The organism is Pseudomonas defluvii (genome assembly GCF_001695625.1).
Classification (GTDB): Bacteria; Pseudomonadota; Gammaproteobacteria; order Pseudomonadales; family Pseudomonadaceae; genus Aquipseudomonas; species Aquipseudomonas defluvii.
The window spans coordinates 1-11,567 of record NZ_MBPN01000129.1 but is presented as its reverse complement, the minus strand read 5'-3'; the positions used below and the strand labels follow the sequence as shown (position 1 = coordinate 11,567).

At 60.3% G+C, this 11,567-nt stretch carries 13 protein-coding genes; 2 read left to right on the top strand and 11 right to left on the bottom strand.

Annotated features, from left to right (window positions below):
- From thiO to pilV, 5 genes are all read right to left on the bottom strand, one after another.
- On the bottom strand, nt 1-1,008 hold a 1,008-nt coding region (thiO, locus tag EKA13_RS23495), incomplete at its 3' end, for a glycine oxidase ThiO (RefSeq protein ID WP_065761578.1).
- Between the two features lie 63 nt (nt 1,009-1,071).
- Nucleotides 1,072-1,485 (bottom strand): type IV pilin protein, encoded by a 414-nt coding sequence (locus EKA13_RS23490; protein WP_065761577.1) that lies wholly within the window; start codon nt 1,483-1,485, stop codon nt 1,072-1,074.
- Nucleotides 1,486-1,497: 12 nt separating this feature from the next.
- On the bottom strand, nt 1,498-1,989 hold the full coding sequence (locus EKA13_RS23485; RefSeq protein WP_425415181.1) for a pilus assembly PilX family protein: 492 nt from the start codon (nt 1,987-1,989) through the stop codon (nt 1,498-1,500).
- Nucleotides 1,990-2,009: 20 nt separating this feature from the next.
- Nucleotides 2,010-2,666 carry a PilW family protein gene (locus EKA13_RS23480; protein ID WP_065761575.1) on the bottom strand — a complete coding sequence of 219 codons (657 nt, stop codon included), beginning with the start codon at nt 2,664-2,666 and terminating at the stop codon, nt 2,010-2,012.
- Nucleotides 2,663-3,031 (bottom strand): type IV pilus modification protein PilV, encoded by a 369-nt coding sequence (gene pilV, locus EKA13_RS27920; RefSeq protein WP_281182106.1) that lies wholly within the window; start codon nt 3,029-3,031, stop codon nt 2,663-2,665. Before pilV ends, EKA13_RS23480 begins: the two co-directional genes overlap by 4 nt.
- 108 nt (nt 3,032-3,139) lie before the next feature.
- Here pilV and EKA13_RS23470 point away from each other — a divergent pair, with 108 nt between their 5' ends.
- Nucleotides 3,140-3,664, top strand: coding sequence for a GspH/FimT family pseudopilin (locus EKA13_RS23470; protein WP_065761573.1), 525 nt, complete (start codon nt 3,140-3,142; stop codon nt 3,662-3,664).
- Here EKA13_RS23470 and ispH read toward each other — a convergent pair.
- The 6 genes from ispH to murJ all read right to left on the bottom strand — a co-directional run bounded on the left by ispH (nt 3,641) and on the right by murJ (nt 10,976).
- Nucleotides 3,641-4,588 (bottom strand): 4-hydroxy-3-methylbut-2-enyl diphosphate reductase, encoded by a 948-nt coding sequence (gene ispH, locus EKA13_RS23465; protein ID WP_065761572.1) that lies wholly within the window; start codon nt 4,586-4,588, stop codon nt 3,641-3,643. The genes EKA13_RS23470 and ispH overlap by 24 nt on opposite strands.
- A 14-nt stretch (nt 4,589-4,602) precedes the next feature.
- A complete protein-coding gene (fkpB, locus tag EKA13_RS23460; protein WP_065761571.1) occupies nt 4,603-5,040 on the bottom strand; it encodes an FKBP-type peptidyl-prolyl cis-trans isomerase in 438 nt (145 codons plus the stop codon).
- Nucleotides 5,033-5,548 (bottom strand): signal peptidase II, encoded by a 516-nt coding sequence (lspA, locus tag EKA13_RS23455; protein WP_065761570.1) that lies wholly within the window; start codon nt 5,546-5,548, stop codon nt 5,033-5,035. The genes fkpB and lspA overlap by 8 nt, the downstream gene beginning before the upstream one ends.
- Nucleotides 5,541-8,372: an isoleucine--tRNA ligase gene (ileS, locus tag EKA13_RS23450; RefSeq protein ID WP_065761569.1), complete on the bottom strand. Its 2,832-nt coding sequence runs from the start codon at nt 8,370-8,372 to the stop codon at nt 5,541-5,543. Before ileS ends, lspA begins: the two co-directional genes overlap by 8 nt.
- A complete protein-coding gene (gene ribF / locus EKA13_RS23445; RefSeq protein WP_065761568.1) occupies nt 8,369-9,319 on the bottom strand; it encodes a bifunctional riboflavin kinase/FAD synthetase in 951 nt (316 codons plus the stop codon). Before ribF ends, ileS begins: the two co-directional genes overlap by 4 nt.
- Nucleotides 9,320-9,437: 118 nt before the next feature.
- Nucleotides 9,438-10,976: a murein biosynthesis integral membrane protein MurJ gene (murJ, locus tag EKA13_RS23440; protein WP_065761567.1), complete on the bottom strand. Its 1,539-nt coding sequence runs from the start codon at nt 10,974-10,976 to the stop codon at nt 9,438-9,440.
- 251 nt (nt 10,977-11,227) lie between these two features.
- Between murJ and rpsT the strand changes: the two genes are divergently transcribed.
- Nucleotides 11,228-11,500: a 30S ribosomal protein S20 gene (gene rpsT / locus EKA13_RS23435; RefSeq protein WP_065761566.1), complete on the top strand. Its 273-nt coding sequence runs from the start codon at nt 11,228-11,230 to the stop codon at nt 11,498-11,500.
- The last annotated feature ends 67 nt before the right edge of the window (nt 11,501-11,567 follow it).

Genomic DNA, 11,567 nt, shown 5'->3' with positions numbered 1-11,567 from the left:
TGGCGCCAGTACGAGGCCATTGCGGTAGTGCCCGCAGTTCAGCCACAGCCCTTGCCAACCGGGCACCTCACCAATGTAGGGAACCCCCTCAGGGGAGCCCGGGCGCAAACCTGCCCAATGGGCCACTGGCGTTGCATCCGCCAACGCAGGTAGCAGCTCCACCGCCGACGCCTTGAGGCTTTCCAGCGCATCTTCGGTCGGGGTTTTATCGAAACCGGCATGTTCCAGGGTACTGCCCACCAGCACATGCCCATCACGACGCGGAATCGCATAACGCCCCTTGGCCAGCACCATGCTTGGCAGGAAGTCGGCGGCACACTTGTAGAGGATCATCTGGCCCTTGACCGGCTCTACCGGCAGGTTCAACCCCAGGGAAGCCAACAACTCGCCACTCCAGGCCCCGGCGGTGAGCACCACGCGATCAGCCGCAATGGGCCCGGTCGCGGTTTCCACCCCTGTGATTGTCTCGCCGTCACGGGAGAACCCGGTAATCTCGCAATGCTCTTTCAAGACCACATTAGGCATCGCCTGTAACGCCGCCTTGAGTGACTTGACCAGCCGAGGGTTACGCACATTGGCAACGCCCGACATGTAGATAGCCCGGCTGAAACCGCTGCCCAATACCGGCACTGCCGCATACGCCTGGGCGATATCCACGGCACTCAAGGGGCGCTCTTCACGCGCGGCCCAAGCCAACGCTTCGCTTTCATCGTCCAGGTCTAGCCAGTAAAGGCCCGTGGTGTGCACTTCAGGGTCAACCCCGGTGCTGGCGAACAGACGCTCGCCCAACTGTGGATAAAAGTCCTGCGACCAGTGCGCGAGGGCCGTCACGGCCGGGCTGTAACGCCAGGGATAGAGCGGCGATACGATGCCGCCTCCCGCCCAGGAGGACTCCTTGCCCACCTCGCCCTTGTCACAGAGCACCACCTGTTCGACCTCTGCAGCCAGGTTGAACGCAGTCAGCAGGCCAATCACCCCGCCACCGACAATCACTACGTGCTTAGTCATCTGTTGATCCAATACCCGAAATGAACCGTGACGCCGCCTCGGCGCCATGAACCTGCAAAATCCTCAGTTGCCCCAGCAGTGCTCCAGGCTGTGATCCGGTGCTGCGCCTGGGTTGCGGCGAATGCCGTCATGGCCAAGCGCGAAGTCCGCACAGCGGTCATTCGCCATCAACGTACCTGGCCGACGCCGGGCAGAAAGCACGAAGTCTTCGGCAGTACGGCTGGCATGCAGGCTGTAGTAGTCGGTGCCAGTGGGCAGAGGGGTTACCACCGCGTCGGTATCGGCATACTGACCCGCACGTGAGCGGTGCCGCTCAAGGCTCAATGCGCTCTCGAACAACAACCCGGCGATTTCCGTGCGTGCGGCCTTTTTGACCTTTTCGCTGTAGCTGGGGTAGGCAATGCTCGCCAGAATGCCGACGACGGCGATGACAATCAACAGTTCGATCAGGGTCAGCCCCTTGCATGAGCTATTCATCGGATACCCTCTCTAAAGAATTTGTCGCCAGAGAATGCGTTGCGCCGACGCCCCATCCGCCGCCAGCGGCAAGGCCAAGGTGCTTTCCAGTACCGTGCGGGCGGAACCTTGGCGGGCGACGGCCGTGATGCGATAGAGCGTGACCGGCTTCTCGTCAGGCATGTGGGCTGCACGGGTACTGACACCGAGCCGTTGAATCATGAACAGCCCTGAGTCCGAAGCAGACCAAACCATCCCGGAGCGCCTGCCCACACCGTGATAGATACCCGGCACCTGCACCCGCCCCACTTCCGGTGGTGGCTGGCAGTAACGACACGGCACCAGCTCAAGCCCGGCCCGCACCTGCGCCTCGCCGTGACGCAAGGTAGCCTCAGCCTGCTCAAGCAGTTGGAGAGACATCAGCAGATTCCCCGACATGCGCTCCTGCAACAGTGCGCTGTGCAGCGATGAAAGCCCCAGCAACCCCAGCAACATTGTTAGCAGCAGGCTTAGCAACAGCACCATTCCTCGTTGCCTGCACATCGCTAAAACAACCTGTTGCGCGGAGCTGCGGTCAGTTGGTAGGTCTGCGCGGCGCCCAGCCCATGCGGATCACTCAAGGTCAGGCTCAAGTGCAGCTCGCGGGGCGCAGCGGGATCAAACATCAACCGTAACGCGCTCACGTTGTTGATCAGCACCGCACTGCTGCCGCCACTGCTCAGCAACAGTTGCCGCCCCTCCAGGCGGTAGGTCTGTCGCCGTATGGGCAGTGCTATCTGCCCTGCCCCGGCGCTGCGAGCCCCTGGGTAGACGTGTGCGCTCATCAGGCAATCGGTGACCAGCGTCCAGTCGGGTGGGCCACCCGCCTCACCAGACTCGCCAACAATCAGGCTCAGGGCGCGCAGGCTGCCGTCATTGGCGCGGTCAACACTCAGTGGTTGCCGAAAGCTATCGGCCACCGTGGCGTCGGCAAAGGTGATTGCCTCATGCCGTAAACACCCGGTCATGCCGGCCATGCGGATATCCCGCGCCATACGCAGCAGTGCAAAACGGGCATCGTCCTGCAGATGTGCCGCCAGCGCCTGCGACTGCCAAACCTGAATCGCGCCCAAGAACAAGCGGCTGCAGGCCAGCATCAGCAGCAAACCCAGGCTCAATGCGATCAGCGACTCGACCAGGCTGAAACCCTTCTGGTCGATCATGGCAAAACCCACCCGGCGATTTGCAGCACACGGGGAGCACCACCAGCGCGGCGATCATCCCAGGTCAGCGTCACGAGCGTCTCAGCGCCAGCCTGCGCCACTTGCCCATGAGCCGATGCGCCGGCAAACGCTTCAACCTCATGGTGCAACGCTGCGCGTGCGAGGTCACTCACCTCACCGCGAGCGCGAACCTGCTCAAGCACCCCTTGCGCAACAAAGGCGCCCTGAGTGCTCATCCGTGCGCTGTCGGTGGCCTGCAATGCCCGCAACTGCAGCATGGCTGCGCCGAACAAACCCAGCCCGACGACCACCAACGCCACCATTACCTCAATCAGGGTCATACCGCCCTGCGACCTCCTGGCCATATTTCGCCTCCTGCGATTTTTCCACCTGCTCCAGACAACTCGGCCGACTGGACAAACTTCCCGCCGAATCTGACCCTGAAGCGAAGCACGTCCAGGGAGGAATGCCGCATGCAGCAACAGGGAGTAACACTGATTCAACTGCTGTACGCGCTGATGCTGATAACCCTGCTGCTGCATTTGGGGATACCGGCCTACAGCGATATGAGCACCCGCCTACAGCGCCAGGCGAGCGCGCAGCAACTGACTCAGGCACTGAACCATGCCCGCAGCGAAGCGCTGCAGCGCAACCAGATCGTGGTGCTACAGGCTATTGAGGGGGATTGGCGCAACGGCTGGCGCACCGTGCTGGAACAAGAAACCCGGACGCTGTTGCACGAGTATCGCGCCAGCGGCCGGGTCTTGATTGTTGGCAACCAACCACTGGCACACCAGGTGCGTTTCAGTGGCCTGGGCACGCCGCTACAGGGCAGTGGTGCCTTTCTGGCCGGCACCTTGCACGTCTGTGAAGATGCCACTGCCAGAAGCCATTATCAGGTCGTACTGTCCCGCTCGGGTCGGGTCAGCCTGAGGCAGGCTTTGCATGAGCAGCCGCGGTGTGCGGCTGCCGGGTCAGGTCAGCGAACGCACCCGTAGCTCTTTGGGCATCGAGAAGGTGATGTTCTCTTCACGCCCATCCAGCTCTTCGGCCCCCGTCGCCCCCCACGCCTGCAGTTGCTGAATCACACCACGCACCAGCACTTCAGGAGCAGAAGCACCCGCCGTGATACCGACTCGCTCAACACCGTCGAACCAGCTACGTTGCAGGTCTTCGGCGCCATCGATCAGGTAGGCCGGGGTCGACATGCGCTCAGCCAACTCACGCAGACGATTGGAGTTGGAGCTGTTAGGGCTACCGACTACCAAAACGACGTCACACTCGTCGGCTAGCTGCTTGACGGCATCCTGGCGGTTCTGGGTGGCGTAGCAGATGTCATCCTTGCGCGGGCCACCGATGCTTGGGAAACGCGTACGCAGAGCATCGATAACGCGGCTGGTGTCATCCATCGACAAGGTGGTCTGAGTGACGAATGCCAGGCGCTCCGGGTTAATAACCTGGAGGTTCGCGACATCTTCCTCATCCTCGACCAGGTAGATGGCACCGCCGTTGGCCGCGTCATACTGGCCCATGGTGCCTTCAACTTCCGGATGCCCGGCGTGACCAATCAGGATGCACTCCCTGCCGTCGCGGCTATAACGCGCCACTTCGATATGCACCTTGGTCACCAATGGACAGGTGGCATCGAAAACCTTCAGGCCACGCCCCGCTGCTTCCTGGCGTACCGCCTGGGAAACACCGTGGGCACTGAAGATGACAATGACGTCATCGGGCACCTGTTCCAGCTCTTCGACGAAAATCGCGCCGCGTGCGCGCAGGTCTTCAACGACAAACTTGTTGTGCACCACTTCATGGCGCACATAGATCGGCGGCCCGAAGACTTCCAGGGCACGGTTGACGATTTCAATCGCCCGATCCACGCCGGCACAGAAACCACGAGGGTTGGCGAGCTTGATTTGCATGGAGTGCTCCTGGCTCAAAGCGCCTTGACCCCGAGGATTTCCACCTCGAAGCTCAAGGTCTTGCCGGCCAGCGGATGGTTGAAGTCGATGGTGACCTGAGCATCGTCAAAGGCTTTTACAACGCCAGGCAACTCGGCATTGGCCGCGTCGTTGAAGATCACCAGCAGGCCTTCGGACAATTCCATGTCGTTGAACGAGGAGCGCGGCATGACCTGAACGTTCTGCGGGTTGGGTTGGCCAAACGCGCTTTCCGGCGCAACGGTCACGGTGCGCTTGTCACCGGCTTTGAAACCGAACAAGGCGGCCTCAAAACCTGGCAACAGGTTGCCGTCGCCGACCTTGAAGACCGCTGGCGCCTTGTCGAACGTACTGTCGACGGTGTCGCCGTTTTCCAGATGCAGCGCGAAGTGCAGGGTAACTTCGGTGTTCTGGCCGATACGGATGTCAGTCATGGACGGGTTCTCCGGACTTTTTACTTTTGAACATGTCCAGCGCCAACATTACCGCGCCAACGGTAATCGCGCTGTCGGCCAGGTTGAAGGCCGGGAAATACCAACGGTTCTGCCAGTGCACCAGAATGAAATCGATCACATGGCCCAGAACGATACGGTCGTACAGGTTGCCCAGCGCGCCACCCAGCACCAGCGCCAGGGCAACAGCCAGCCAGGTGTCGTTGCCCCCAAGACGCTTGAGCCAGACGACCAGTACCGCACTGACGACCAGGGCAATCAGGGCAAACAGCCAGCGCTGCCAGCCCGAGCTGTCTGCCAGGAAGCTGAATGCGGCGCCGGTGTTGTAGGCCAGGGTCCAGCTGAAGTAGTCCGGAATGACCACAATTTGCTGGTACAGGCTCAGTGAGCCCTCAAAGTAGAACTTGCTGGCCTGGTCAAGGACCAGGACCAGCACGCTCAACCAGAGCCAGCTGAGGCGCCCGAAGCGCCCCACGGCAGGGTTAGGCATAGTGACGCACCTCACCAGTGCCGCTGATGTTGTCGACACAACGGCCGCAGATTTCCGGATGCTCAGGGTTCACACCCACGTCCTCACGGAAGTGCCAGCAACGGCCACACTTGGTGTAACCCGACTTGACCACCTTGAGTTTCAGGCCTGCCACTTCGGTAACCACGGCATCGGCCGGTGCTTGCACGAACGGTGCAACGCTGGCAGCCGAGGTGATCAGTACAAAACGCAGCTCGTTGCTGAGCTTGCCCAGATCAGCGGACAAGGCTTCATCGGCAAACAGGGTCACTTCAGCTTGCAGGTTGCCACCAATGGCCTTGGCTGCACGCTGGTTCTCCAGCTCCTTGTTGACCGCCGCTTTGACCGCCATGATCCGGTCCCAATAGGCACGGCCCAGCTCGAAGCCTTCTGGCAGCTCGCTCAGGCCCTGGTACCAGGTGTTGAGCATTACCGACTCGTTACGCTCGCCCGGCAGGTACTGCCACAGCTCGTCAGCGGTGAAGGCCAGGATCGGCGCGATCCAGCGCACCAGCGCCTCACTGATGTGGTACAGCGCGGTCTGGCAGGAGCGCCGTGCGACACTGTTGGCACCCGTGGTGTACTGACGGTCCTTGATGATGTCCAGATAGAAACCACCCAGCTCCTGCACGCAGAAGTTGTGAACCTTGGAGTAGACGTTCCAGAAACGGTACTCGCCGTAGTGCTCTTCAAGCTCGCGTTGCAGTATCAGGGTGCGGTCCACGGCCCAACGGTCCAGCGCCAGCATGTCTTCAGCAGGCAGCAGATCGGTCGCCGGGTCGAAACCGGACAGGTTCGACAGCAGGAAGCGCGCGGTGTTACGGATACGACGGTAGGCATCAGCACTGCGCTGCAGGATCTGATCAGAAACCGCCATCTCGCCGGAGTAGTCCGTGGCCGATACCCACAGACGCATGATGTCGGCACCCAGGGTGTCATTGACCTTCTGCGGCTCGATGGTGTTGCCCAGCGACTTGGACATCTTGCGACCGTTTTCATCGACGGTGAAACCGTGCGTCAGCAGCTCGCGGTACGGTGCGTGGTTGTCGATGGCGCAACCAGTCAGCAACGAGGAGTGGAACCAGCCACGGTGCTGGTCGGAACCTTCCAGGTACAGGTCTGCACGCGGGCCGCTTTCGTGACCGACATTATGCGAGCCACGCAGTACGTGCCAGTGAGTGGTGCCTGAGTCGAACCAGACGTCGAGCGTATCGGCGATCTTGTCGTACTGGGCGGCCTCTTCACCAATCAGCTCGGCGGCATCCACCTTGAACCAGGCTTCAATGCCTTCCTGCTCGACGCGCTTGGCCACTTCTTCCATCAGCTCAACGGTGCGCGGGTGCAGCTCACCGGTCTGTTTATGCAGGAAGAACGGAATCGGGACGCCCCAGTTACGCTGACGCGAGATGCACCAGTCCGGGCGGTTGGCGATCATCGAATGCAGGCGCGCCTGGCCCCAGGCCGGCACGAACTTGGTGTCTTCAATGGCCTTGATCGCGCGCTGACGCAGGGTGTCGCCCTGATCTGGCTGCTTGTCCATGCCCACGAACCACTGCGCGGTGGCGCGGTAGATCAGCGGGGTCTTGTGACGCCAGCAGTGCATGTAGCTGTGGCTGATGGTTTCGGTATGCATCAGCGCACCGACTTCAGACAGCTTTTCAACGATCGCCGGGTTGGCCTTCCAGATGAACTGGCCGCCAAAGAACGGCAGCGACTCGACATACACACCGTTGCTCTGCACCGGCGTGAGGATGTCGTCGTTGGACATGCCGTAGCGCTTGCAGGTGACGAAGTCGTCCTCGCCGTAGGCAGGCGCGGAGTGAACCACACCCGTACCGGCGCCCAGCTCAACGTACTCGGCCAGGTAAACCGGCGACAAACGGTCGTAGAACGGGTGACGGAAGTTGATCAGGTCCAGCGCAGCGCCTGGTGCGGTAGCGATGACGCTGCCTTCCAGCTTGTAGCGGCTGAGGCAGGACTCAACCAGTTCCTCGGCCAGTACCAGCAGCTTGTCACCGACATCAACCAGCGCGTAGTTGAACTCAGGGTGAACGTTCAGCGCCTGGTTGGCTGGAATGGTCCACGGCGTGGTGGTCCAGATCACGATCGAGGCAGGCTTGGCCAGTGCACCGAGACCGAAGGCCGCAGCCAGCTTGGCCTCATCGACGATCGGGAATGCCACGTCGATGGTTTGCGATTTCTTGTCTGCGTACTCGACTTCCGCCTCGGCCAGTGCCGAACCACAGTCGAAACACCAGTTCACGGGCTTCAAGCCCTTGAACACGAAGCCGTGTTTGACCATTTCCGCCAGCGCGCGGATTTCACCAGCTTCGTTGGCGAAGTTCATGGTCTTGTAGGGATTGTCCCAGTCACCCAGGACACCCAGACGAATGAACTCGGTCTTCTGGCCTTCGATCTGCTCGGCAGCATAGGCGCGGCACAGCTCGCGGGTTTTGTCTGCGGTCAGGTGCTTGCCATGGGTCACTTCGACCTTGTGCTCAATCGGCAGGCCGTGGCAGTCCCAACCCGGTACATACGGCGCGTCATAGCCGGCCAGGGTCTTGGAGCGGACGATCATGTCCTTGAGAATCTTGTTCAGCGCATGACCGATGTGAATCTTGCCGTTGGCATAGGGTGGACCGTCGTGCAGTACGAACTTCGGACGATCCTTGCCAATCTCACGCAGCTTCTGGTACAGGCCAATGCTGTCCCAGCGCTGCAGGATCTGCGGTTCGCGCTGTGGCAGGCCGGCCTTCATTGGGAAGGCGGTGTCCGGAAGGTTAAGCGTGGCTTTATAGTCGGTCATTTCAGGCTCTTCGTTAGCGGTTGAGCGTGCCAATGGGCACGTGCGGCGGCGATATCCGCATCGATCGCCGACTTAAGCGCCTCCAGGGAGGCGAAACGCTGCTCGTCGCGCAGCTTGTGGTGGAATACCACCGTCAAACGCCGGCCATACAGGTCGCCGGCAAAATCCAGAAGGTGTATTTCCAGGTGGGCACTGCCATCACCTGAAACAGTGGGCCGTACGCCAATATTGGCGACGCCCGGCCAACGCTGGCCATCAATTTCGGCGCTGGCCAGATAAACGCCCGTCAACGGCACACGACGCCGCTTGAGCTGGACATTCGCGGTAGGGGTGCCCAACTGACGCGCCAGTTTCTGGCCGTGCAGCACCCACCCGGTAATACGGTAAGGCCGTCCCAGCAACCGCTCGGCCAAGGCAAAGTCGGCGTCGGCCAAGGCATTGCGTACCTCGGTACTGCTAACCCGGAAACCGTCGAGCTCAACCGTTTGGGCTGCTTCGACGGTAAATCCGTAAGTGGCCCCGGCTTGCTCCAGGAACGAGAAATCGCCTGCCCGGTCACAGCCAAAGCGAAAATCGTCACCGACCTCCAGATGCTGCACCCCCAGGCCATCGACCAGAATGGTTTCGACGAACTCGGCGGCGCTGAGCTTGCTCAAGCGCTGGTTGAAGGCCAGGCAAAGCACCCGGTCGATACCTTCAGCCGCCAACAGGGCAACCTTGTCACGCAGCCGCGCTAGGCGGGCTGGCGCTGTGTCCGGCGCAAAGTATTCGCGCGGCTGTGGCTCGAATATCACCACACAGCTAGGAACACCCAGCGCCGCCGCCCGCTCGCGCAGACGTGCCAGGATTGCCTGGTGGCCACGGTGGACACCGTCAAAGTTGCCAATAGTGGCGACACAGCCCCGGTGCTGGGGGCGCAGGTTGTGAAGGCCTCGAACCAGCTGCATAACGCACTTCTTGATCATAAAGTGGCCGATTATAACCACACCCGCGCGCTGACGACAGGCAGCAGCGTGCTGCGTTTATCGTCAACGCCAAAAACCGACGCCTGACCGACGTCGCCCATTAATGCAATGCCTTGCGCGCAAAGTCCCGCGGGCGGAAACCAAACAGGAACAAACAACCAAAATAGGTGGCAATGCCAGCGCCAATCAACACCCCGAGGCGCAGGAAGCGGGCAAGCATCTGCCCTTGCTCCCAGGCAGGCATCAGCTTCATCCCCACGACCAGCACACCGGCCATCAACAGGACCGCCACCAGCAATTTGAGCAGGAACACGGTCCAGCCAGGCTGTGGCTGGAAGAGGTCTTGCTGGCGCAGTTTCCAATAGAGCAGGCCGGCATTGAGACAGGCGCCGACACTGATCGCCAACGCCAGCCCCGCGTGCTGCAGATGCGAAATAAACGCCAGGTTGAGCAACTGGGTCGTCACCAAGGTGAAAATCGCGATTTTCACCGGCGTCCGAATATTCTGCTGGGCATAAAAACCAGGCGCCAGCACTTTGACCAGAATGATCCCGAGCAGGCCAACCGAGTAGGCGATCAACGCGCGCTGGGTCATTGCAGCATCGAAGGCACTGAATTTGCCGTACTGGAACAACGACACGGTCAAGGGCTCAGCCAGAATCGCCAAGGCGAAGGTACACGGCAGCACCAGCAGGAAGCAAAGCCGCAGGCCCCAGTCGAGAATCCGCGAATATTCGTGACGGTCCTTGTTGGCGTAGGTCTTGGCCAGGGTCGGCAAGAGGATCGTGCCCAAGGCAACACCCAGCACCCCAGAGGGCAGTTCCATCAGGCGGTCGGCGTAGTACATCCAGGACACGGAGCCCGCCACCAGAAAAGAGGCAAAGATCGTATTGATGATCAGCGAAATCTGGCTGACCGATACCCCGAGGATCGCCGGCAGCATCTGTTTCAACACACGCCACACGCCGCTGTCCCGCAGATTCAGGCGCGGCAGAACGAGCATGCCGATCTTTTTCAGGTGTGGCAGTTGATAAAGCAACTGCAACAGCCCGCCTGCCAGCACCGCCCAGCCCAGGGCCATGACCGGTGGATTGAAGTAAGGCGTGAGGAACAACGCAAAAAAGATCATTGCCACGTTAAGCAGCGTCGGCACGAAGGCCGGCACCGAGAAACGGTTCCAGGTGTTAAGGATCGCGCCCGCCAGAGACGACAGCGAGATCAGCAATATATAAGGGAACGTGACACGCAACAGGTCGGTGGTGAGCTCGAACTTTTCAGGGCTGTCGACAAAACCCGGCGCCGTTATCCAGATCACCCAAGGCGCAGCGATGATCCCCAGCGCCGTGACCACGGCCAGCACCAACGTCAAAAGCCCTGCGATATACGCGACAAACGTACGTGTCGCCTCTTCGCCCTGCTGGCTTTTGTATTCGGCCAGAATAGGTACAAAAGCCTGAGAGAACGCGCCTTCGGCGAAGATCCGCCGCAGCAGGTTAGGCAGTTTGAAGGCAATGAAGAAGGCATCGGTGGCCACGCCGGCACCAAAGATGCGCGCCAGTATGGTGTCGCGGACGAAGCCCAGCACCCGTGAAACCATGGTGATGGAACTGACGGCGGCCAAGGATTTGAGCAAATTCATCGAGTGATTTTCACGCCTGTAGACGAAGGGTTGGGCATCTGAGCGCGCGGATATGCGATAATCCGCGCCGCATCCGCGATGCCGAGTGAAAACGACCGAGTTTACAGGTCATGTGCCAGAAGGGAATCATCTCCGTGGTTACATCGACCGCTTAGCAGAAGGGCATATGTACCCTTGACAACTGCTTAACTCATCGGCATGATTCGCGGCCTATTTTGTTTGCTATTTAAAGTCTTTCGAGGAGCTCGACGGTGGCCAACTCACCTTCCGCCAAAAAACGTGCAAAACAGGCTGAGAAGCGTCGCAGCCACAACGCCAGCCTGCGTTCCATGGTCCGTACCTACATCAAAAACGTAGTTAAGGCCATCGACACAAAAGACGCTGACAAAGCACAAGCCGCTTACGTTCTGGCTGTCCCTGTAATCGACCGTATGGCCGACAAGGGCATCATCCACAAGAACAAGGCAGCTCGTCATAAGAGCCGTCTGAATGGCCACATCAAGGCGCTGAAAACTGCTGCCTAAGTGACCTGCTTGTAAAAAAACCGACCTTAGGGTCGGTTTTTTGTTGCCTGCGTTTTTTCGCTGCCCT